Raw genomic sequence first — 22,571 nt, forward strand, 5'->3', positions numbered from 1 at the left:
GCTATGGGATTATTTCCTCTTTATGCCAGCGCTATCACTCCGTTTTGACGTGAATTAGCCAGTTTTCTCAAGTTGTGACAAATTGCATGTAGTGTCCACTCACCGGTGGCTCCAGCAACTCCGCGTAAGCGAAGATGCCCGGCTTGCTGTCTTAGTTTCATCTGGCCAAAAACTGGCTCGACTATCGCTTTTCTTCTGGCGTAATCTTTACGTCCGGACTGGGTTCGAAGACGTCTCGCCATGCGCTCTTTGTCGGTTGCGTTCTTGGGAATCCGTCCTCTTGGGGCATCGGGTACACGTTCGTTGTGTTTGAGCCTTCCGGTTGCAATAAGTGCGTTTATCCCTGCTTTGGCGATCTCTTCTAAGTTTTCTTTGGAGCAGTAGTCGGCATCTACAAGAAGAACTCTTGCTGTGTCATCGATTCCGATTGATTTGAGGTTCTCCTTGGTGGAGGCGATCATAGGAATGAGCTGGTTTACGGCGCTAGCTGCCTGGGTTATCTCTGCTGCGATGATCACCTGGGACTTTTCATCCACTACAGCCTTGCCGTTATAGGCGTAGTGGTATCCATCGTTAGTCTTCATCATTCTTGACTCTGGATCGGTGAAGTTTCGCTGGGCCTTGGGATCAGCTACTGCTGTCTCTTTGGCTTCTATGGCTGCTTCTTCGATCTCGGAGGTGTCTTTACCCTTTTTTGTAGAGTTCTTTTTTGCTTGCTCTTTAGCCTTTTGCTTTGCATCTGCTTCGATGGCCTCTTTTGCTGCACGCAGCTTGGAAAGTCTGCTTTGCCTACGTGCGAGCTCAGCTGGAACCTCGTCTCCGCGGTTATTGACTCCGAAGGTCTTATCTTCGGCTTCATCGATAGCTTCTGCTTCTCTAAGGATTTCAGCCACCTCTTTTTCTAGCTGTTCTATGCGTGGTGTTATATGGTCGTAGCTCATTGCTTTTCTCCGGGATGCGTTTGCTCTTGGTTTGGTGCCATCTAGAGCTATCCGTCCGAGCTTTATAAGACCTGCCTGACCACAGAGCCTAAGTGTACCTGCAGAAACAGATCTTTGAGAACGTCCAAGTGGCGGATGCAAGTCGTCTATGAGTGTCCCCGCTGCGAGAGTCGCTACCTCGGTATTTTAAAGATACCCAGAATGAAACCTTTTGCGTACCCGTATTGGAACGGGTGGTCCTTGTCCTCATTGTGACGAACCAGTTGCCCACGTCGATCTCGATAACTAACCTTCCATAGTTAAATCCAGAGCTCCATCAAAGTTCCCGTAGGTATTTTGATGTACCCAGCATTTCAAGTCAACTATCACCACAAATGCTTCTGTTGTGATTGTGGATTTGTTTGTTACAAAGTTGGTGGTAGTGAGAGATGTCCTAAATAGTAAAGAACCAGCCATATTTTAAAGATTTAATCTAAACAACCAGTTCGCCAGACAGCTCAAATTCCATCAAATATCGTGCTTTTAGGGGTATTGACATCCGTCTCTGCTACGCTAATGCGTACCCAAGAGAACCGATTGGTTCTGCGATAATGGAGTCTCCATTAAACCCGGGGCGTATCAAAAAATAAAGAATCTTTTGTTTAATTGGTAGTAGTGACGGGCTGTGGATCCTGTTGACCAAGAGTAACTAATGATAAATCGATGGGTGAAAGCCATAGCTTTGGGTTAGCCCGCATTCTTGGTCCACAAATCCATAGCCCCTTTGCAGCCTTTAGGCTTTGGCGATCTCAAAGTGTCATCGCTTTAGCCAAAGGCCATGCCTAGGCCATAACAATGTGGATGTGAATCGTTATGGCCAAAGCAGCCAAAGCAGCCAAAGCAGCCGGAGAGAATATCTTACTTTTGTCTCTGAGTCACCTCTAGATTATCAACTAGTGGTCCATGACCTCTAAAGATTGAGGAATACCGATCCACAACCATATTCGCCACTACCATATTCGCCACAGCGACCCTCACCTTTGAGGCTTTGGGCCAAGAGCTTCACGTAGATATCTGAGGATCTCACAATTGCGCTGGTGTCGGTCGATTCCTGAGGAATCCAAAGCTATAGGGCTAGCTATAGCACTACCGCCAGATTCCCATCGATTCTAAGGCCCATTAATGAATCAGGATTATCTCCACAAGGACTCAACTCTCAGTAGGCCCCGTAGCCCAGTCATTATCGATTATCAAGACAATGTCGACAAGTTCAGCTTTATGGAGTAGTTCAATTTCGCTTAGATGGATTGAAACTATCCAATTGGCAAGCTCAAAAGGAGCGCCAAACAACTGAATCTAACCGAAATTTAGAGATCCCAAAGGGATCTCTAAATAACCACCAAATCTCTCATGGCGCATCGTTATAATCGAAGTTGAGTGGGGTCACTAACTCAAACGTGCTGGGGCCATTGTGGTCGAGCGTTTCCATGCCCTTCAGCATTTGATGACTCCTCCGTGGTTTTGAATGTTCCACAGACCAGTCTTACTGGAGCGTGGGTCAATTTAATGTTGCTGATCCTGGGTCAATTTAATTCCTCTGTTTACAAAGACCGCATCGGGCGCCAAATGACCACAAACCCTGCGGAGAAAAAGAAGCCAGCCCGCCATTGGCGTGAACGAGATGAAAACTGTCCAAACAACAACGAAGCGATCACATCTCAAAGAAGATGGACGCTTCGATACATAACTCCCCGTTCGCTCGGGAGACCTGACACGTTTTCTAACCGGTTCTAACCGAGTCCTAGTCCACCAAAGCTATCACGGGTATATTAACTCCAAAGAATTGGTAGCTATATGATCGGGTTCCGAAAGGGGCCTTCATAAGGCTTGAGCCTAGTGCGATGAAAGTTGCCCGCTGGGTTCTTAGTAGGCACGGCTCAGCAATGAGTCGTGCCTACCGGACTCGGTGGCGTCATACCCATCCCGTTCTTGAGCCGGCCCCAAAAGCACTGCGATGAAGTGCCAAGGAGTCAGGGGCAAGTAATTGCAAAAGCTAAATAAGTAGCAGAAAGCTACTGGCAAAACTCTCGGTCAATGCGATTAACGTACTAAGCCAAGGGCGATGACTAGTCATTAAATACATAGTCAGCCCAAATTTGGTGTATCTTTTTGACATGGAAATCCAAGTTCAGTCCCTAGATAGAAACCTCGCCCTTGAATTAGTCCGAGTTACAGAATCCGCCGCAATTGCCGCCTCAAGATGGATGGGTCGCGGCGACAAAAACGGAGCCGACGGAGCAGCCGTAGAGGCTATGAGAGCGGCGCTTCGCACAATTGCCATGGATGGCGTGGTAATCATTGGTGAAGGAGAAAAAGACGAAGCTCCGATGCTTTTCAATGGCGAACACATCGGCGACGGAAGTGCTCCCAGGGTAGACATTGCAGTAGATCCAATAGAAGGCACCACACCAACCTCTTTGGGGCGAGAAAATGCACTAAGTGTAATTGCCCTCTCCGAGGAGGGGACAATGTTCGATCCAGGACCCTGCGTCTATATGGAAAAGATAGCAGTGGGGCCTGAGGCCAAAGGACGCATCAGCTTAGATCTCACAGCGACCGAAAACATTCGCGAAGTAGCTAAAGCGAAAGGGATTCCAATACGTGAAGTAACGGTGCTGATATTAGATCGACCCCGCCATCAAAACCTCATTGAAGAGATCCGAATCGCGGGCGCCAGAATTCACCTAATAAGCGACGGAGACGTCGCCGCTTCAATCTCTGCAGCCTGGGAGAACTCAGGAGCCGACATTCTAATAGGAATAGGTGGAACCCCTGAAGGAGTAGTTTCTGCGGCAGCGCTAAAGAGCATGGGCGGAGAGATCCAGGGGCGACTATGGCCACGCAATGAATTTGAAAAACAACAAGCGATAGATGCAGGTTACGTCATAAACAAGATACTGACCACAGATGACCTTGTCAGAAGTGAAAACTGCTTCTTCGCGGCCACTGGAATCACAAATGGCGAGTTGCTAAGAGGTGTTCGATTCACACCAGGTGGAGCAATCACACAATCGATAGTAATGCGCTCTAAGTCCGGTACTGTAAGACAGATTGAGAGCCATCATAAATTAGCCAAATTGAGAGAGTATGCAGCTATCCCTGACCTGTAACTTCCTAGTAAAGCTGGGTCACACTCCACACCACCGCGACCTCGAAAGATGCTAGCAACTACCTCAGCTTCGTAGTACTTACAATCAAAAAACCCCACTAGAGCTCGAGCGCCTGATTGACGACTAAATAGGATCAGTTGATCGAACAGTCCGGCGCTCAAGCCAAAACCGCGCTCGTTTTCCACCACATAGATCCCATCGACCACCATTAGCGCCCCGCTCGAATACCCAGTGATAAACCCCACCGGTCGCTCTCGACTAAAGGCCACCAGGCTATGGCCACGACCTCTATGTAGGCCACTTACAAGTAAGTCAAAGCCGTAACTTGAAAAGGTCATACCAAAGCGCCCTCCATCAAAGAGATCATCCAACCACGCCCCGCTCGAACCAAGGCGCAAGTAGGTAAGCGGTTGGCCACCTTGTGACCCTCTAGTCACACCACCAAAAGAGATGTCACAATAGCTACTCCAGGAACCCTTGGAATTTTGGACGAACAATGAGAGCATCTCAGCCATAAATAGCGACCGATATCCGCTTAGGTGAACCTTGGCAAGTTCGATCAACTCCAAAGAACAAAAGTCGTAGAGAGTTACGTGTGGGACATAGTCAAAGGATCGTGGTGACGAATCGAATCCGCTATGGACCACTTCCGCAAAGTCAAACAGAATTGGATCGGGATCGACTTCCAAGAAGAGAACATTCTTCTCGCCACGAAAACAACCACTCCCACCAATGCGAATAGCAAACGGTTCGTAATCGGAAAGCATTCGCCCCAGATCGATCAAAAGAGCCGAGATCTCGCTCTTAGAAAAAGAAGAGGGAGAGGCAATAGTGATATGGGGCTCCATGACCCCAGCTCCAGGATTACCCAATGCCCTTGAGATTCCCAAGATCTGTTCCCTTTGACTCTCTGGAATTCTAAAGACTAAGCCAATTCGCCTCCTTGCCACAACTTGCCTCCTTAAAAAAGAAAAGTGTGTGACTTGTCTTGCGATCAAATCGCAAGACAAGTCACACACATGAAACTATAATCGACCAACAAGCTAGTGCAAAAGAGCCGCCTTCGAAAAGCTAAGCGACGTAAGTGGAGTGAGCCAGCGTCGAAGAGACGGAGATCCTCACATGAGCCCGACGTAGCGAAGCCTCCAACACAGAGTCATTTGTATGACTCCCTGCCGCCTCGGCCTTCGCCAATGCCGCCTTGGCACGCTCTAAATCAATCTCGTTAGCGAGTTCCGCTACGTCGGCCAAGACACGCACCTCGTTACGAGCTACACTAACAAAGCCACCGTGAACCGCGGCATAAAGTGTAGGCTCGCCATCGCGTTCGATCTTGACAACACAGATATCTACAGTACCAATGAAAGGCGCATGATTAGCCAAAAAGGCTATATCTCCCTCGCCTGACCGCAAGGAGACCGAAGTTCCTTGCCCCTCGTAAAGGGGACGCTCAGGAGTGAGCAGATGTACCTGAAACGACGGTGCCATAATTAATTCCCTTGAAGCGTCTTGGCTTTAGCAAGGACACCTTCGACATCACCGACGTTGAGAAATGCTTGCTCTGGAATATCATCTAGCTCGCCACTGACAAGGGCCTCAAACGACTCAATCGTATCTTTAATCGGCACATATATCCCCTTGAGACCGGTGAAGACCTCACCAACAAAGAATGGCTGAGACAAAAAGCGCTGGATCTTCCTAGCTCGAGTAACTGTTATACGATCGTCTTCGGACAACTCATCCATTCCCAAAATGGCAATGATATCTTGAAGCTCCTTAGAACGTTGAAGAACCTCTTGAACTCGAGTGGCGATCTTGTAGTGACGATCCCCCACGATATGTGGCGCAAGAATGTTCGAAGTAGAAGCCAGGGGATCTACAGCTGGGTAGATACCCATCGACGCAATGCTTCGAGAAAGCTCTGTAGTGGCATCAAGGTGAGTAAATGTTGTAAACGGCGCTGGGTCGGTATAGTCGTCCGCGGGGACATAGACTGCCTGCAACGAGGTGATCGAACGACCTTTGGTCGAAGTGATCCGCTCTTGCAATTCACCCATCTCATCTGCCAAGGTTGGCTGATAACCTACCGCTGATGGCATGCGTCCCAATAGAGTCGAGACCTCGGAACCAGCTTGGACAAACCGAAAGATGTTGTCGATAAACAAAAGAACGTCCTGGTTCTTTACATCACGGAAGTATTCCGCCATCGTAAGCGCCGACAGGGCAACGCGCAGACGTACGCCCGGAGGCTCGTCCATCTGTCCATAGACAAGCGCTGCCTTTTCAATAACTCCAGATTCCTGCATCTCGATCCAAAGATCGGTGCCCTCGCGAGTTCTCTCACCGACACCAGCAAAGACCGAAACACCGCCGTGTTGTTGAGCAACTCGATTGATCATCTCCATAATCAAAACAGTCTTACCGACACCGGCTCCTCCGAAGAGGCCAATCTTACCACCCTCAACGTATGGCTCCAGAAGGTCAATGACCTTAATTCCGGTCTCAAACATCTTGGCCCTTGGCTCTAACTGATCAAAGTCAGGAGCCGAGCGGTGGATCTCCCAGCGATCCTCAATATTCTCGACATCAGCTGCATCTAAGACATCACCAATCACGTTGAAAACGTGACCCAATACACCGTCGCCAACAGGCACCGAGATACCTCGACCAGTATTTCGAACTATAGCTCCACGCTTTAGTCCATCTGTCTGCTTTAAACAGACACAACGAACTCGACCATCTCCGATCTGCTGGGCCACCTCCCCTGTAACAGTTACGGTTACGCCATCCAACACGAGGTCTACCTCGACAGCCGTATTGATCTCCGGAATTGAATCCGGTGGAAACTCAACGTCAATAACGGGACCTACAATAGCGACAACACGGCCATCTTCTAAATTTCTATGACCAGTACCGTCGTGTTCATCTTGAGCAACAATTGTCACTACATTCTCCTAAAAACCATGCCCACCGATGAGCGCCAAAATTGGAAATCCTCTAAAAAACAAATGCGATGACTCTAAGCCGCCACCGTAGAAGGGCTAATCGACATCTAAGGCTTCGCTATCAGATGACCTAAGTGCCTCGGCGCCACCGACTATCTCCATTATCTCAGTTGTGATCGCGTCCTGGCGAGCCCGGTTCATAATACGAGTGTACTTTTTAACCAGCTCCTCGGCGTTCTCTGTAGCAGACTTCATAGCTCGCTGCTTATACGCATACTCCGAAGCCGAGGCCTCTAAAAGATAAGCGAAGATCTTCTCTTCTATAAACAGCGCCATAAGGGGATCGATAATCTCCTCTGGAGCTGGTTCGACCTCAAAGGATAGAGAAGAATCCCCTCCACCTGATGCTACAAGTGTGGCTGGATCGATAGGCAGAAGCGGAATTACCTCCATCTTCTGCGATCCAGCCGAATAAAAGCGAGTAGTGACGATATCCACGCTCGTTACAGCACCAGAATCGAACAAGTCAAGAACCGCCTTTGCAACCGTACGAGCATGCTCGTAAGTTGGGCGCTCAGAGACTCCAAGCAAAGCAAGATCCAAATCGATATTGCGGTAGCCAAAGAAGTTGATTCCCTTTTTACCTACGCAAAGGATACGATATTGCTCCCCTATCCCCTTGGCGCTAAGGAGCTTTCGCTCTACAAAACGCAACGGGGCAGAGTTAAAAGAACCACAAAGTCCACGGTCAGAGGTAACAACCAAAAGACCACGGGCACCAACCTTGGGATCACCTAGGTACTTACTCTTTGGAAGACCAGCAGATGAAGCGAATTGCTCTATGACGCTACTCATTGAGACAAAATAAGGTCGCGCATCATTGATACGACCCATCGCCTTCACGATTCGCGAAGCAGCAATAAGTTCCATGGCTTTTGTAATCTTTTTAGTTGCTTGAACGCTCTTTATACGCCTGCGTAATATCCGTTCTTGTCCGCCGGCCACTGTTAAGCCTCCCCGCCTGCCATCGCGTTGGTAGCATCAAAGCCAGCCTTGAATCGATCGATCAATTCACCCATGGCTTTGGTGTCTGGAAGCGAACCCTTAGTTCGAATCTCTTCCATAAAGGCAGCACCATTGGCGTTGAAGAATTCAACCAACTCCTCGATGAACTTCGAAACCGCTTCAACAGGAACGTCATCAACCCTTCCAGAAGTACCAGCAAAGATAGCTAAGACTTGCTCTTCTACCGAAACAGGTGCATTCTGAGGTTGCTTGAGGATCTGAGTAAGACGATAACCTCGATCGAGCTGAGCTTGGGAGACCTTATCTAGTTCAGAACCAAATGCGGCAAAAGCCTCCAATTCGCGAAATTGAGCGAGATCCAACTTTAGCGTTCCCGAGACAGAGCGCATAGCTTTGATTTGAGCTGCTCCACCAACACGTGAGACCGAAATACCTACGTTGATAGCTGGACGCACGCCAGAATAAAAGAGATCGCTATCTAGATAGACCTGACCATCGGTGATGGAGATCACGTTGGTTGGAATATAGGCCGAGACGTCTCCAGCCTTGGTCTCAATGATTGGCAGCGCGGTCAAAGACCCACCTCCACGAGCATCGGAAAGCTTTGCAGCTCTCTCTAGCAATCTAGAGTGAAGATAAAAGACGTCTCCAGGATAGGCCTCACGACCTGGTGGACGACGCAGCAGAAGTGAAAGCTGACGATATGCCTCAGCTTGCTTTGAAAGATCATCATAGACAATGAGCGAATGCTCGCCATTTTCCATCCAGTGCTGGCCCATTGCGCAACCTGCATAAGGAGCCAAAAACTTATATGGAGCCCCATCAGAGGCAGAAGCGTTTACAACCACCGTGTAATCCATCGCTCCATGCTCTTCGAGGGTTGCGACTGCAGATGCTACAGTTGAATTCTTCTGGCCCACGGCGACATAAATGCACTTTACGCCTTGGCCCTTTTGGTTGATAATCGTGTCAAGCGCAACTGATGTCTTACCAGTCTTGCGGTCCCCAATAATAAGTTCTCTCTGGCCTCGCCCGATAGGCGTCATCGCGTCGATAGCCTTAATACCAGTTTGCAGAGGTTCCGTAACCGGCTGACGATCTACTATACCGGGAGCTTGGACCTCAAGACGCCTCGATGTATCACTCTCGATCTGGCCCTTACCATCAATTGGAACACCAAGTGCATTCACGACTCGACCCAGCAAACCATCGCCAACTGGGACTGAAAGAATACGTCCAGTGGCGCGTACGATCTGGCCCTCGTCGATACCTTCGCCAGTTCCTAAGATAACTGCGCCAATGGTATCTTCGTCCAAGTTAAGTGCTAAGCCCAGTGTCTGGTTCTCAAACTCCAAAAGTTCGTTAACGCCGACCTGTGGCAGCCCTGAAATTCGAGCAATACCATCAAAAATCTCAAGTATACGGCCGACCATCTCGCCGGTAGCATTGGGAGCATACCCTTGGAGACGCGCCCGCAATACCTCAGCAATCTGGTCTGCACTAATTGACAACTCCGTCATTGGTTGCCTTCCGATCCTATCTAGTGGCAGTCGCCATTTGCATGCGACCCTTAAGTTGTTCTAACCTGTGGCGAATACTTCCGTCGTAAATGGTGTCGCCAACGACAGCCACTACTCCGCCTACGACACTTTCGTCGACGACCTCGCGTACCTCAATAGCCGCGCCACTGAGTCTCGAGAGGGCCGATGTCACGAGCGAAAGCTGCTGATCATCTAGAGCTTTAGCGACTCTCACATGCGCAATCTTTGTATTTCGAAGATGCGCCGCAATCGTAATGATCTTATCCAAAACGTCCACGATATCCCGAATACGCCCTGCGGACGCACAGAATCTCATTATCTCTATGAACTTCTGTGACGTGTCATCGCTTCCATGTCCAAGTAGATCATCAACAATTCCTACCCGCTGGGACGCGTTTGTTCCAATCCCAGAGAGAGCTCGACGCAACTTCGGATTTGCTTCTACTAAATTTCTAAAGTCGAAGATCATCTCTTCGGCTGCGCCAATCGCACCTGGCCCATCCATGGACTCCAAAAGGGCCCTTCCATAAGCCCTAACCCGGCTCGTAGTAGTAAGGGCCCCAGTTGCAGCTTCTAGGGGCTCACCTAAAACTTGACCTAACATAATGAGAGCTTCGACGACCTTACCTGGCTCCTCTATTTCAAAGGAAGCCCTGGCAACCGCTATGGCGAATTCTGACAAACTATCTGAAAAGAGGTCGGCAATAATTTCGCCCCGAACTTCACTTGTGATAGATGGGTCAGAGACAATCTCTCGAAGCTCGGCATTTTCATGAACGAAGTCAGCCAGAACCACGACCTGGTGGTCGAGGTTGCTAACTCCGCCTCGCTGCGCCAGGTACTTTACGCCCTGGGCATATCCTCGAAGCTGTTCTCTCAAGACTGTGTCGCCTCAATCTCACTCAAAAACTGATCGATCAACGCACTAGCGGCGCCGCGATCGAGTTCTACTTGGATAACCTTCTCGGCGATATCAAAGGCTAAAGTTGCCATTTCAGCGCGAATTTCGCCTACGACTCGATCCCTTTCGATTCGAAGAGCCTCGTCATTTCGAAGCCGAAGCTCACGAGCCTCATCTTCGGCACGAGCCAGAAGGTCGCGACGCAAAACTTCTGCGGTCTTTCGAGCCTCCTCAATTATGCGCGTCGCCTCTTTCTTGGACTCATTCAGCTGCTCTTTGTACTCCATCAGGAGACGTTCCGCCTCGGTGCGAGTAGCAGTAGCACTGTCTAGGTCCCCTTGAATCTTGGCAGTGCGATTAGCCATCATCGCCTTTACCGGAGGATACGCGTACTTAGCCAGCAATACAAAAAGTAAGCCGAAAGAAAGTACTGAATATATGATCTCGTTTGTTGCCGGCAAAATTGGGTTGAAAGATTGCGTGGCTGCAAAGATTGTGGGGGTCATTTAGCCGGTGTACTTCAAAAGAATAAAGACAACGAAACCGATGAGGGCGAGCGCCTCTGTAAGTGCGAAACCAACGAATGCAAGGCTACGTACTGGGCCTGCGGTCTCAGGTTGACGAGAGATCGCAGAGACAGCTTGACCGAAGATCAAACCAATACCAATACCAGGTCCTAGCGCTGCAAGACCATAGGCTAAACCTGATCCGAGCTCAGCCAGACCTTTACGCAGATTTACATTCTGCGTGATGGCGGCGTTTATCGCCAAAACCATGTGAAACAACCGAATACCTCCTAAACGGGAACTTCCCGTAAATTTACGAACGAGTGTAAAGAATAGAATCTTTTAACACTATTTCCTACGTTTGACCATAGGACAACTTAGATTTTCAATAGGCAACCTATAGATATAGCATTTCCCATTGAATCTCAACACTTTGAAAAGCGACTTCATCGCTAATGTCACATTTTCTGATTCAAAGTAGAATCAAAGTTCACCTTTGGTGGATCAAATGTGTCTTGGACCCAGCCACCTCCTTACAATTTAAATTTAATTGAGCTCTCAATTTATTTCCATACACTTTCGAGCTCAACTGCGAAACAACTTCTTCCTTTTGCCTAGTGCGAACCTGCTAAAGAGTCACCAATGTAAACAGCAGTCAGGGTTGTAAAGATAAAAGCCTGTAGCAAAGCTACAAAGATCTCATAACCGGTAAGCGCAGTCAACATGGCAAATGGAAGAGGCAGAAGTATAAGGCCGATACCTTTAACAAAAAGAGCTTCTGAGAGCACTGTAAAGGTGATCAGCAAGAGGTGGCCAGCCAACATATTACCGAACAAACGAATTGCCAGAGCAAATGGTCGAACGATAAAAGTTGAAAGAATTTCAATCGGAACCAAAATTATCAAAACGCCTGCAGGAACGCCGGGAGGGACGATAGCGTCCTTGAAGTATTTTAAACCCCGCTTTTTAACTCCGACGACGATAAAGGTCGCATAGACCGCCAATGCCAGCGGTGCCGGAACTGCCATTCGTGCAGTCGCAGGCATTTGAAAAAATGGAATCACTTCAAAGACATTGCATAAAAAGATGAAGAAAAAGAGAGCAGTCAAAAAAGGAGACCAATTGAGTCCTTCTGGACCCATCGCATCTAGCGCAATCGACTTATCTATAAAGTCGACAGAGGCTTCAATTAGATTTTGGACGCCAGTTGGCACCATCTTTTTTTGGCGGCCAGCGATCCAAAAGAGCGATAGCGTAATTAGCGCCGCCAAAACCGTAATCAACCCGACCTTGTTGAATGCGAACGAGCTGCCCCCAAAGAAAAGAGGCTTCCAGTTCAACACCTCCCCAATCGGTGGGAAATTTATCGCGGAATATTGCAAGCTATTTCGTCTCCTTCTTGGATGGGAAGATTCCTGAATAGGCCATTCGACCCGAGACCCTTCGAGCCTCCAAGCCTGAAACAACCAGGTGTAGCGCAATCATGCTAATGCCAAAGATCCTAAGATTCAACCATTTTGCGTTATGCGCTAAAACAACAAACAAAGTTAGGGCTAACAAAATCACAAAGAAGCTGCCCAAAGCAACTACCATGGCGGCAATCGGTGAATTCTCAGAGGCACGACCTATAAATAGACCGGTCAGGGCAAAGTTCAATGTAACGACCCCAACGCCAATCAATGCTGAGACAAAACCGTCAAAACCACCGATCAAGGTGCCGATCACAATGACCAATACCCCAAGCGGAATCGCAATCCTAACCATGTGGCGGCTCATCATCGCCTCTATTGCATTGCTGCGCTGCCTGTTAGCCAATCTAACTTTCCGTCCTTAGATCCGTAGAGATCCCCTTTGGAACCTCTTATTTTTGATCAACGTTATTTAGGTCGCGCAAAGCTTGCCGATACCTAAAAGATAAGAAGTTGACCTAAATCACTTGCTCGTACCGTCAGAATTTGTCTTACTCAAATCAACTCCACCGTCGAGCACCTTTGCTGCGTCAAGGACATCGTCAGAGAGCGTCAAATCTGCACTCAAAAGTGATCTCCGGCTCAAATCCAACGTTGAAGAGTCGGAATCGAACCGAGAGACAATGCTAGCCGACGATGGTCGCTTTAGTCCAATTTGATTCGGAGTGATTCCTGTAAGACCGTAATAGATGCGCAAAATAACGCCGATGGACCCAAAAAGAAGGCCAAAGATAGAAAAAATTGGAAGGGTATGGAGTTCGTGATCAACAAAAAACCCTATGCCAAAGAGGATTATGGGGATAAAGGTGATCTCTATCGCCGAGGTAAAGATATCCCCCCGTTCACTTGAAGGGGCCTGCGAGATAGGCGAGTTAGACGAAGGAGTCGCTGGGTTCTTTTTTTTACCTATCAACATCTTCGCAAATCGCGATGGCAAAGGAGCCTTTTGGTCAGACACTCTATCCTATCCGTTCTAGACAAACGACCATAAAGTCTAACCGCAACAGCCGCTTTGGTAATCATTTAGTTACCTGTTTGTTTCATGAAAATCAATGCAAGGCACCTTTTAACCTCAAGAAAACGCTGAATCATTTATCGCCGAAAATGATTACCTCTAACTCGCCCCTGATTTAACCTCGAGAATCGAGATAGAAATAACTTCACACGGGGGAACGGTTTCGCCAGCGTTCGCGATCTTATAGCTGGCTGAAAGAGTGTATACAACATGATACCCAATGCAGCTAGAAGTACAGGAATGAGCGCATTACCTCTATTGGTAAAGAGCGGGATAAGGACCATTCCAGAGAGAACGACCGTCCATGCCCACAGAATCAAAACACTCCTACGATGACCATGGCCCATCTGTAAAAGGCGATGATGAAGGTGTGCCTTATCTGGAGTGGAGACGCTCATACGTTTGGCGGTTCTACGTATAATCGCAAATACCATATCCGTCATTGGAACACCAAGGATTACAAATGGTATAAATAACGGAGCGAAGAAGAAGAAGGTCTCTCCCGAGACGTCGCTGGTACGACCTCCTACGACTGAGGTTGATGCCGCCATCAACAGTCCTAAAAAAAGCGCTCCAGTGTCGCCCATAAAGATCTTGGCCGGATGAAAGTTATGAGGTAAAAAGCCGACGCACACGGCGGCAACTATAACCGCGATCAATGGTCCTATCGAATTAGATGAGAGAGATCCGAGTTGCACCAATTTATAGGCGTAGATAAAAAAGGAGAACGAGGCTATCCCCACGATACCAGAGGCCAAGCCATCGAGGCCGTCGATAAGATTGACTGCATTAGCCATAGCAACGACCCAAAGAGCTGTAAGAAGCGGGACAAACGATGGAGCTAAAACTACCACTCCAGCAAAAGGCACCCGAAAGTAAAACATCGTTGCCCCAAAGAAGGTCAACAGACTCGCGGACAGGACTTGACCTGCAACTTTAGCCGGAGCAGAGACATCCTTTAGATCGTCAATCAGCCCTACGCCAGCCATAACTAACGCCGCCAAGACTACACCCAAAGCCTCACTAGAGCCGTGAAATATTAGCGAAAATCCACCCATGAAATAGGCGACTGCCATGGCAACTATAAATCCGCCAACCATGGCCAAACCACCCACTGTGGCAGTGGGATGCTCATGGACCATTCGTGCGTCCGGAAGGACTACCGCTCCAATTCGATTTGCATAGCGCCTAACCACAAAGGTTAACAAATAAGTAGTAACCGCTGCGACCAAAAATACCACAACGTAATTACTCATCCCAAGAACGCATCAATTCTTCGATGGAGGCGCCGCACCTTCGCCACATAAGATCAGCGTCCTCTTGCACAAATCCTACCCTTTTTAAAAACCCAAATTCCTCAAGCAAAAGGAGGGGGTGGAAATTTGGAACAAAGAATTCCGACCTCTTCACGGATCGACTGTAGGTACTTCTCGTCATCGCGATGGCGTAGACTTCGTCCAATTAGAGTTGCCACCAACTTCATCTCGTCGGCTCCCATACCAGTCGTCGTCATGGCAGGAGTTCCAAATCGCAAACCACTGGTAATAAATGGCGAACGTGTATCATATGGAATCTGATTTCGATTACAGGTAATTCCCGCTAGATCCAGCGCTTCTTGTGCTTCTTTGCCGGATAGATTTGGGTCGAACCGGGTCAAGTCAACCAAGATCAAATGGGTATCAGTACCACCAGATACAATGCGAAATCCCTCTTGCTCTAAGGCACTAGCCAATACTTTCGCATTTAGCACGACATTCTGCTGATAGGTTTGGAACTGCGGGAGGGAAGCCTCCTGGAATGCCACCGCCTTAGCGGCAATCGCGTGCTCAAGTGGTCCACCTTGAAGGCCCGGGAAGACGGCCTTATCGATCGCTTGGGCAAACTGAGAGGTACAAACAATCGCACCGCCACGTGGACCCCGCAAGGTCTTATGGGTCGTGAAGGTCATCACATCAGCGCCCTTGTTCGCACCACCTTCGGAAGATCCAAGTGGATTAGGATAGACACCTCCAGCTATCAGACCTGCTACGTGGGCTGCATCAAAGAGTACTGTCGCCCCAATCGAATCGGCTATAGCTCGCACAGGTTCGACATCAATAATCCTGGGATAGGCGGTAGCCCCAACGACTATCAAACTCGGACGATGAGTTCTAGCGGCCTCTTCCATCTGTTCTAGGTCAATTCGCTCACCGCTATCACCGTCAGCCGCGCTGACCCCATAAGAGACAAATCTGTAATACTGACCAGAGAAGTTCACTGGAGAACCATGAGTCAGGTGTCCGCCTTGGTCAAGCCTCATGGCTAACACTGTGGCTCCTGGCTTTAGAAGAGCCAGATATGCTGCCGCATTAGCGTTGGCCCCGGCATGTGGTTGTACATTCGCGTGCTCGGCGCCAAAAAGCGCCTTGAGCCTATTTCGAGCTAGGTCTTCCACGCGATCGATATAGATATTGCCGCCGTAGTATCGCTTCGAAGGATATCCCTCGGCATACTTATTTGTCAGAATTGAACCGGTCGCCTCTAAGACCGCCTTCGAAGTGAAGTTCTCAGAAGCAATTAGCTGAAGCGTACCCGATTGTCGCTGCATTTCGAGGCCAAGAATTTCAGATAATTCGGGATCAGAGTCCGTGATCGTTGGGTATAGATCTTCAACACCTAAATTCATAACTCAACCGCCGATCTTAAATAGTTATAGCTCTACTCTACCCGAACCAATTGAGGTTTTAACTTCTCTAGAGGCCAAACTAAAAGTGTCAAAAGTTCAAATCAACCAAAGTCGACGTCTCAAATCCGCCTATAGAGTCGAAATAATCTCATCAAATTCTATAGAGCCCTTTCGCAATATCGCCAGCTCACCATCGATTAAAGAGACTACAGTTGAGGATATTCCACTCGATAGGCCGTCACAAACTACGATGGCATCGATGCTATTTTTTAAAGGTAAATTATCAGCGGCGAAAATCTCTTTTGACCTCACAATCGAAGGCATCCCATGCAAATTGGCAGAGGTTGCAAAGATCGGCCCCACAGCACAGGTAACTTGTCTTACTATATCATCGTCTGGCACCCTGACCCCAATAGTGCGATCATACAAATCTCCGCCTCTAAAGATAAGTTCTCTATCTCTGGGGGCAACTATCGTAAGGGACCCTGGCCAAAAGCGCTGAGCTAAAAGCTCAACTTTGCGACGAATCACCTCATCGCTCAAGTCAAAGAGGTCAATGGCTTGTTCAATGCTTCCAACTACAACCGGAAGGGCCATACTTCGCGGTCTGCATTTAATCTCATAGATCCTATCGGCGCCATCAGTATCGATTCGAGAGGTAAGACCATATACTGTATCGGTTGGCAACATAACCACTGCGCCACCCTCATAGAGGTCAAAAAGAGATTCCTTGGTCCACTGCGGGATGGCGCTCGAGAGAAATTCGCTTACGACCCCAAAATCTCCAGTGCCAACTGGCCTGATCAATAATTTAGCTGTTGAACCCTTCATCTCTTAAAATGCTAAATGCTATTGTTGACTTAGGTGGCTAAATTAAAAAGCAAACTCTTTCGAAATTTCAAATTGCTCTAAGTAGCCAAGCTCTCAGGAATCACCAGCAATTCGAGCCAATCGAGTATCTTGGCCGAGTCAATCGAGAACTAATACGCCAAAGTCCACCCTCCAGATCAGAAAAATTGCGCCCAGAGTAGTCGATAGGATAAGGGCAAAGATTCAAATTAGACTTCGAACAAATTTACTTGAAATAGACCCACCAAGCCACAACAACCCAACTGTCGCATTTCACGAAACGAGGACACTGTCATCATTTACATTAACCTCATAGAAAAGAAGATGCAAAAATCCAATGGTCAATAAAAAGAAGTAGAAAAAAGGTTAGAACAAATTGATAAGTACAACAACGCTAAAGCTACTAGATCGCGATTTTAGAGTGGTCTTTGAAGAAGGTGGAATAATATCCAGCGACTTTGTCTCTCCTAATTCCGCTTCAATCCCGGGCGGTCTAGATTTTGTATCGCCACAAGACGCTCAGAAGAGTACAGAGCTGCATGCTCTTCAAGAAAGGATACAAGAGGCGATAAATGCCTACAACAAAGGCAGTTTCTTGGAGATTGGACTGATTCCACGCTCTTTAGGGTCATCGACAACCGCCAACTTTATCGCTATAGCTCAAAATGCTATCGATTCGATCCCTCCAGGAACTGTCATATCCTATGGAAAATTGGCCGATCGATCTGGTAACCCTAAGGCTCACAGGGCTGCAGCCAGGGCATGTTCCACAAACCCCATTCCCATCTTTCGGCCATGCCACCGAGTGATCCGCTCTGACGGATCCCTCGGTGGCTATGCCTTTGGTCTAGAAATAAAGAGAGATCTCTTGGCTCACGAGAACTACTTTAGGAGTAATTAGATGCCAACAATTGCCCTAAGGCGTCTGGTGCCAACGACTAGCATCGCCAATCGATCGCTACCGGCATCTTTGTCGAATGAAGAACCAGGCTCGTCTATATAGATTGATCTCGCAAGTTCAGAGGCTCCCCGCTCTTGGTAGGCTGCCAACTTTGCCCGCCGATCGCTGGCTTTGTCAAGATTAACTATCGCCCTAAATGCCCCAATATGCACCGAATCTATCTCATCACGAATCGCAATTCGCACCTGTCGCTCCCAACTTGTGCGACGCGGAAGTGCCATTGCCGCATCAAGCAACTCTGGCACCGCAAGGGTCTCTCCAACTTCAAAAAACATGCCAGCTAAATCTGAAATTGAGTTAGTTGGGTACATGCCACAAAGATGGGTGATCTCCATAATGGAAGTGGCAAAGCTCGATAGCTGCCAAAGTCGAAATGCACCAGCACTCCCTGGAGCATATTTAAATTGAGCTGAAGTTGGGAAACGCTTTCGATACCTCTCCGTAAGCAACTCCTCAAAATTGTCGATCAGAAAAGATGAAGTAGACCTAAATCGATCAAGATCGGCTATCCGAGACTCTCCGATATCACGCAAGAGCCACCTTGTCGCCCTCTCCTGAAATCTAACCGCTCCGGTAAATCCAACTAGAGCGCTATCAAATCGAAGTTGAGTATCGCCCATCAACCTCCAAAGTTTATTAGAGGTATCAAAGATCGAATCGACCTCTAAGAATCGCGCCACAACCTCAACGACGTCCCGGCGAGACTCTTCCACTGTTCGAGTTAGATAGCTAACCCCAGCAATATTGACAACTAAATTCGCGACTTGGTTGGCAACCAACTCGGGCCAAAGGGGGTGGTCTTCGATGTCATGAGAGACCGCATCACGAATAGAATCAGGAAAATATTGCAACCCTCGCTTGGAAAATATGTCCAGCGCTTCCACGTGGGCCTGCCCTAAAAGGGACTTTATCTTCAATTTCTCGTAGGCGAGTAGCACCGACAGTTCTGGTCGAGTCAGAGAGTATCGGCTACCCAACTGCTCATTGTCGGGAATGAACTCAACTCTTCGATCCAAACCACCATCACGCTCTAACGCATCCACCGCTTCTATATAGGCGCCTCGCATCTGATCGAACTCTGAACTTGCCAGTGATAGCGCCCAGTTCTGCCAGATGTTGTCAGATAAAACTAGATCCTCAATGGCTCCTGTAAGACCAGAGAGCAAAGTATCTCGCTCATTGCCCTTCAAGCCAGAGGTGTGTTGATACAAAATCTTTAGATTTACCTCATGATCAGATGTATCCACGCCAGCAGAGTTATCGATGGCATCTGTGTTGATCAGAATCCCCTTTTGAGCCATCTCAATCCTTGCCAATTGAGACAACCCAAGATTTCCACCCTCACCTATGACCTTGGCGCAGACATTGGCTGCGCTAATTCGCACCGAATCGTTAGTCTTATCGCCGATATCACTATCTGATTCACCTGATGAACGGAAATAAGTTCCGATTCCTCCGTTCCAAAGCAGGTCCACAGGAGATGAAAGAATGACTTTGATCAGGTCGTTTGGGGCATATTTCCCGCCGACCGTTCCCAATGAGCGAGCTGCCTCCTCTGAGAGGGTAATTGACTTGAGGCTTCGAGAGAAAACGCCTCCTCCAGCGGAGATAACCGATTGATCGTACTCCTTCCATGAGGAACGGGGGACTCCAAAGAGCCGCTCTCGCTCATCAAAACTCGCTTCAGGGTTGGGATTTGGATCAAGAAATATATCTCTGTGGTCAAAAGCCGCCACTAGTCGTATGGAGCGCGATCGAAGCATGCCATTTCCAAAGACGTCGCCACTCATATCGCCGATACCAACTACAGTTATCGGGTCACGCTCTGGGTCAATCCCAATATGAGCAAAATGATGGCGGACTGACACCCATGCTCCCTTTGCGGTAATTCCCATATCCTTGTGGTCATATCCAGCCGAACCACCAGAAGCAAAGGCATCGCCTAACCAAAATTGGTTTTGCATCGCGATTTTATTTGCCCGATCCGAAAATGTTGCGGTACCCTTATCGGCTGCAACCACCAAATACGGGTCATCGCCATCGTATATCTTGCCAATTCTAGGGTGTAACACTTTCGTATCTACAATGTTGTCAGTAATTGAAAGCAACCCTGATATGAATGAGTCATAGGCCGAAGTGACAGAGTGCTCATCGCGTTTTGAACCTCGGAGGACAAATCCACCCTTGGCGCCATGGGGAACGATGACAGCATTTTTCACCGCTTGAGCCTTCATCAACCCCAAAATCTCAGTTCGGTAGTCATCTAAGCGATCCGAGTATCGAATTCCACCACGGGCCACCAAAGAAGATCGCAGATGGATCCCTTCCACCGTCGGAGAAAATACATAGCTCTCGATCATTGGAACCGGCTCAATCAAGCCAGGCACCCGCTTGGAATCAAACTTTATAACGCCAGCATCGCCTGGGTGCTCTCGAACGTGCAGATTTGTACGCAATGTCGCATCACAGATAGCCACAAGGAGCCTAAAGAAGACGTCGTGTTCGAGAATCTCAATCTGATCAATCTCAGAAAGAGCAGTCGCCCTTTTGGCTAGAGATTCATCATCGTTAGTGAAGTCCCAGAATCGACTTGCAAAGTAGTTGGCTAACCCTCGAGCAACGCCTGGATAGGAGGCAACGATAGTGACCGCATGGTCGATAGATAATCCATTCGTCGTAAAGCGTTGATAGTAAACCAAAGTCCTCAACAAGACAACTGCTGTGGCATCTAGGCCAGAACGAAGCACGAGAGAGTTCAATCGATCTGAATCAAGTCCAAAGAGAAAGACATCACCAAAGACGCGCGCAAAGAGAACTAGCCGTTCATGCACTATAGTAGAGTCATCCCCAGCTAGCTGGACCCCCAGATCATAAAGCCAAATTGGCGCGCCATTGGAAGGTGAGACCATCTGATATGGAACTTCATCCACTACCGACAAACCAAAAGTCTCTACTAAAGGAAGCAGATTCGACAGGTGTCGCCTCTCGCCAAGATGAATTATTCTAAGACGAATATCAATATTAGATCGAAGTTCTATCAAAGGATGACGATCGACCTCCGAGGTAAATCCAACCCAAATACCGTCGGTCTCAAGTGCCGACTCAATTCGATCTACATCATCAGCTCCGATGCGGGCACTATAGTCATTCCTATAAGCTCCGTCAAAGACGTTTCCGTAGCGATGTGCCAAAGTGGTTCCAAGCCGGTCACCATGACGATTGAATAACTCTTCCTCAAGCTTGTCATACCAACTTCTTGAGACACTAATGCCAACCGATTGAATTAAGTTTGAGTACTCCAAAAGGTTCGCTATTAGGTCTGTGTCGTCGAGGGCAACTACGTCGATATCCACTCGGGCCATCCGAGCATCAATTCTCGCCTCAACGCAGTGAAATTCGACGTTCTCATTATTCAAAGCATTAAGTTGAGCTGCGATTGTGGCATCCATACCGGTCTTGTATCTAATGGTAGGGACGTAAAGGTAAATCCGTAACGCTTCATCACAGCACAGACACGAAATAAAGGTTGCAATTTGATTAGTCTCACGGGCAATCAAAAGAGATGAAATTATATCTTGAAGTTGCGACTGGTCTATCAGCGCAAGTTCGATGCGCGCAATCATTGCGACAAGTTCATTTAGTTCACGATAGGAGTAGCTCTCAACTGGAATATTGAGAAGTTCGCCTAGCTTAGTTAGGCGATTTCAAGGTCCATCCCGCTAGCGAGCATAGCTTTGGAGCCAAGTCCAACGATGTAACCTGATTCGTTACCTTGACCATCATGAGCAGGACCAACTATCAATGCCTCGGTAGCCATTACGGGTGAAATCACATTGACCAGGTGTGGCCTCTTGGAGTCCTTGGAAAATGACCTTTGAATTCTAGAAGCTTCATCTGGTCCCAAACGCTCTAAAATTCCGCTATTTGAAGGCCCTATTCTTGCTCCCAATGGAACAAATCCTTCGTCATCTCCAAAAAATGCACCTTGCGTCCAAGTCTTATAAGACTGGTCCCTATAAAAGTCTGCGTTAGAAGAATTGATCAGATTCAAAAATGAAAAAGGTCCTCAAAAGCACTATTTAGCGCCTCGAGTTCCAGCTCTGTTGGGTTAGCTTTTACATCAAAGTGGATATAAGACTCAACTCGACCAGAAGCTTCTTTGGTTCCGGTTCGATATGCATCTACAATATTTAATTCGCTATCGCGCTCTAGCGTTAAAAGCGGATGTAGTGTTACTTCGGGAAAATAGCCGAACCTCCCGAGTATTGCTACGAATGAGTCGACTAGATGCGCCTGATCGATCGAGGCTACATCGATGGTCAAGAGATGCTCACCATGGTCGCTAGCCGAGGTTTGCCCCTCATCTCCCAACAAAAAAGCGTACTCATCTTGTCCTAGCCGAATCGCTAATTCCAAAGATGTTTCAAGGTAAGGAACGATGCGACCCTCACCAAACAACCTCTCGAAGCTGGCGTCAAACGAAGCGGCAAGTACATCGACAAAGCGCTCCTGTCCCTTCGTCAGCTCAACTCCTACTTGAGCAAGCCTCTTGGACCAACTCCCGTTACTATCAGTTCCGTCCCCTGAAAAGCTAACCATTCCC

General features: G+C 48.2%; 20 protein-coding genes. 2 read left to right on the top strand and 18 right to left on the bottom strand.

What is annotated here, in order from left to right; all coding sequences use genetic code 11:
• Positions 1 to 20 precede the first annotated feature (20 nt).
• The gene (locus tag ACIDITHRIX25_RS76465) at positions 21 to 1,082 is read right to left on the bottom strand and encodes a transposase (protein ID WP_201733031.1); all 1,062 of its coding nucleotides are present in this window, start codon (positions 1,080 to 1,082) and stop codon (positions 21 to 23) included.
• A 2,012-nt stretch (positions 1,083 to 3,094) separates the two neighbouring features.
• Between ACIDITHRIX25_RS76465 and glpX the strand changes: the two genes are divergently transcribed.
• Positions 3,095 to 4,090: a class II fructose-bisphosphatase gene (gene glpX / locus ACIDITHRIX25_RS76470; protein ID WP_052605538.1), complete on the top strand. Its 996-nt coding sequence runs from the start codon at positions 3,095 to 3,097 to the stop codon at positions 4,088 to 4,090.
• Here glpX and ACIDITHRIX25_RS76475 read toward each other — a convergent pair.
• The 14 genes from ACIDITHRIX25_RS76475 to ACIDITHRIX25_RS76540 form a co-directional block, all read right to left on the bottom strand.
• On the bottom strand, positions 4,042 to 5,040 hold the full coding sequence (locus ACIDITHRIX25_RS76475; RefSeq protein WP_201733032.1) for a 2'-5' RNA ligase family protein: 999 nt from the start codon (positions 5,038 to 5,040) through the stop codon (positions 4,042 to 4,044). The genes glpX and ACIDITHRIX25_RS76475 overlap by 49 nt on opposite strands.
• A 121-nt stretch (positions 5,041 to 5,161) precedes the next feature.
• The gene (atpC, locus tag ACIDITHRIX25_RS76480) at positions 5,162 to 5,578 is read right to left on the bottom strand and encodes an ATP synthase F1 subunit epsilon (protein ID WP_052605540.1); all 417 of its coding nucleotides are present in this window, start codon (positions 5,576 to 5,578) and stop codon (positions 5,162 to 5,164) included.
• A gap of 2 nt (positions 5,579 to 5,580) precedes the next feature.
• Positions 5,581 to 7,035 (bottom strand): F0F1 ATP synthase subunit beta, encoded by a 1,455-nt coding sequence (gene atpD, locus ACIDITHRIX25_RS76485; protein WP_213333437.1) that lies wholly within the window; start codon positions 7,033 to 7,035, stop codon positions 5,581 to 5,583.
• A 96-nt stretch (positions 7,036 to 7,131) separates the two neighbouring features.
• Positions 7,132 to 8,040, bottom strand: coding sequence for an ATP synthase F1 subunit gamma (gene atpG, locus ACIDITHRIX25_RS76490; protein ID WP_201733033.1), 909 nt, complete (start codon positions 8,038 to 8,040; stop codon positions 7,132 to 7,134).
• A gap of 2 nt (positions 8,041 to 8,042) precedes the next feature.
• Entirely contained in the window at positions 8,043 to 9,581 is a 1,539-nt protein-coding gene (gene atpA / locus ACIDITHRIX25_RS76495) for a F0F1 ATP synthase subunit alpha (RefSeq protein ID WP_052605542.1), read from the bottom strand.
• 16 nt (positions 9,582 to 9,597) lie between these two features.
• Positions 9,598 to 10,482 carry an ATP synthase F1 subunit delta gene (gene atpH, locus ACIDITHRIX25_RS76500; protein ID WP_201733034.1) on the bottom strand — a complete coding sequence of 295 codons (885 nt, stop codon included), beginning with the start codon at positions 10,480 to 10,482 and terminating at the stop codon, positions 9,598 to 9,600.
• Positions 10,479 to 11,009 carry a F0F1 ATP synthase subunit B gene (gene atpF, locus ACIDITHRIX25_RS76505; protein ID WP_052605544.1) on the bottom strand — a complete coding sequence of 177 codons (531 nt, stop codon included), beginning with the start codon at positions 11,007 to 11,009 and terminating at the stop codon, positions 10,479 to 10,481. Before atpF ends, atpH begins: the two co-directional genes overlap by 4 nt.
• A complete protein-coding gene (gene atpE / locus ACIDITHRIX25_RS76510) occupies positions 11,010 to 11,279 on the bottom strand; it encodes an ATP synthase F0 subunit C (RefSeq protein ID WP_082058616.1) in 270 nt (89 codons plus the stop codon).
• Positions 11,280 to 11,623: 344 nt separating this feature from the next.
• Positions 11,624 to 12,391, bottom strand: coding sequence for a F0F1 ATP synthase subunit A (atpB, locus tag ACIDITHRIX25_RS76515; RefSeq protein ID WP_052605545.1), 768 nt, complete (start codon positions 12,389 to 12,391; stop codon positions 11,624 to 11,626).
• Between the two features lies 1 nt (position 12,392).
• Positions 12,393 to 12,824 (bottom strand): Cg1360 family ATP-synthase-associated protein, encoded by a 432-nt coding sequence (locus ACIDITHRIX25_RS76520; protein WP_082058617.1) that lies wholly within the window; start codon positions 12,822 to 12,824, stop codon positions 12,393 to 12,395.
• Positions 12,825 to 12,941: 117 nt separating this feature from the next.
• Positions 12,942 to 13,436 (bottom strand): AtpZ/AtpI family protein, encoded by a 495-nt coding sequence (locus tag ACIDITHRIX25_RS76525; RefSeq protein ID WP_052605547.1) that lies wholly within the window; start codon positions 13,434 to 13,436, stop codon positions 12,942 to 12,944.
• A 134-nt stretch (positions 13,437 to 13,570) separates the two neighbouring features.
• On the bottom strand, positions 13,571 to 14,749 hold the full coding sequence (locus tag ACIDITHRIX25_RS76530; RefSeq protein WP_052605548.1) for a glycosyltransferase family 4 protein: 1,179 nt from the start codon (positions 14,747 to 14,749) through the stop codon (positions 13,571 to 13,573).
• A gap of 101 nt (positions 14,750 to 14,850) precedes the next feature.
• Positions 14,851 to 16,158 carry a serine hydroxymethyltransferase gene (glyA, locus tag ACIDITHRIX25_RS76535; RefSeq protein ID WP_052605549.1) on the bottom strand — a complete coding sequence of 436 codons (1,308 nt, stop codon included), beginning with the start codon at positions 16,156 to 16,158 and terminating at the stop codon, positions 14,851 to 14,853.
• A gap of 129 nt (positions 16,159 to 16,287) precedes the next feature.
• Positions 16,288 to 16,989, bottom strand: coding sequence for an L-threonylcarbamoyladenylate synthase (locus tag ACIDITHRIX25_RS76540; protein ID WP_201733035.1), 702 nt, complete (start codon positions 16,987 to 16,989; stop codon positions 16,288 to 16,290).
• A 394-nt stretch (positions 16,990 to 17,383) separates the two neighbouring features.
• Here ACIDITHRIX25_RS76540 and ACIDITHRIX25_RS76545 point away from each other — a divergent pair, with 394 nt between their 5' ends.
• Entirely contained in the window at positions 17,384 to 17,908 is a 525-nt protein-coding gene (locus ACIDITHRIX25_RS76545) for a methylated-DNA--[protein]-cysteine S-methyltransferase (protein ID WP_052605551.1), read from the top strand.
• Here the strand turns inward: ACIDITHRIX25_RS76545 and ACIDITHRIX25_RS76550 are convergent.
• From ACIDITHRIX25_RS76550 to ACIDITHRIX25_RS76560, 3 genes are all read right to left on the bottom strand, one after another.
• Positions 17,905 to 21,591 (bottom strand): NAD-glutamate dehydrogenase domain-containing protein, encoded by a 3,687-nt coding sequence (locus ACIDITHRIX25_RS76550; protein WP_249685726.1) that lies wholly within the window; start codon positions 21,589 to 21,591, stop codon positions 17,905 to 17,907. The genes ACIDITHRIX25_RS76545 and ACIDITHRIX25_RS76550 overlap by 4 nt on opposite strands.
• A gap of 71 nt (positions 21,592 to 21,662) precedes the next feature.
• Positions 21,663 to 22,019, bottom strand: coding sequence for a hypothetical protein (locus ACIDITHRIX25_RS76555; RefSeq protein ID WP_201733036.1), 357 nt, complete (start codon positions 22,017 to 22,019; stop codon positions 21,663 to 21,665).
• Positions 22,016 to 22,567, bottom strand: coding sequence for an NAD-glutamate dehydrogenase domain-containing protein (locus tag ACIDITHRIX25_RS76560; protein ID WP_201733037.1), 552 nt, complete (start codon positions 22,565 to 22,567; stop codon positions 22,016 to 22,018). Before ACIDITHRIX25_RS76560 ends, ACIDITHRIX25_RS76555 begins: the two co-directional genes overlap by 4 nt.
• Between the last annotated feature and the right edge of the window lie 4 nt (positions 22,568 to 22,571).

The sequence above is a fragment of the Acidithrix sp. C25 genome (genome assembly GCF_904848545.2).

What these genes read in the sequence shown, in the direction of transcription:
- ACIDITHRIX25_RS76560 (WP_201733037.1), bottom strand. Translation starts at nt 22,567, where the DNA reads ATGGTTAGCTTTTCAGGGGACGGAACTGATAGTAACGGGAGTTGGTCC.
- atpC (WP_052605540.1), bottom strand. Translation starts at nt 5,578, where the DNA reads ATGGCACCGTCGTTTCAGGTACATCTGCTCACTCCTGAGCGTCCCCTT.
- glpX (WP_052605538.1), top strand. Translation starts at nt 3,095, where the DNA reads ATGGAAATCCAAGTTCAGTCCCTAGATAGAAACCTCGCCCTTGAATTA.
- ACIDITHRIX25_RS76550 (WP_249685726.1), bottom strand. Translation starts at nt 21,591, where the DNA reads ATGATTGCGCGCATCGAACTTGCGCTGATAGACCAGTCGCAACTTCAA.
- ACIDITHRIX25_RS76530 (WP_052605548.1), bottom strand. Translation starts at nt 14,749, where the DNA reads ATGAGTAATTACGTTGTGGTATTTTTGGTCGCAGCGGTTACTACTTAT.
- glyA (WP_052605549.1), bottom strand. Translation starts at nt 16,158, where the DNA reads ATGAATTTAGGTGTTGAAGATCTATACCCAACGATCACGGACTCTGAT.
- atpE (WP_082058616.1), bottom strand. Translation starts at nt 11,279, where the DNA reads ATGGTTTTGGCGATAAACGCCGCCATCACGCAGAATGTAAATCTGCGT.
- atpF (WP_052605544.1), bottom strand. Translation starts at nt 11,009, where the DNA reads ATGACCCCCACAATCTTTGCAGCCACGCAATCTTTCAACCCAATTTTG.
- ACIDITHRIX25_RS76540 (WP_201733035.1), bottom strand. Translation starts at nt 16,989, where the DNA reads ATGAAGGGTTCAACAGCTAAATTATTGATCAGGCCAGTTGGCACTGGA.
- atpA (WP_052605542.1), bottom strand. Translation starts at nt 9,581, where the DNA reads ATGACGGAGTTGTCAATTAGTGCAGACCAGATTGCTGAGGTATTGCGG.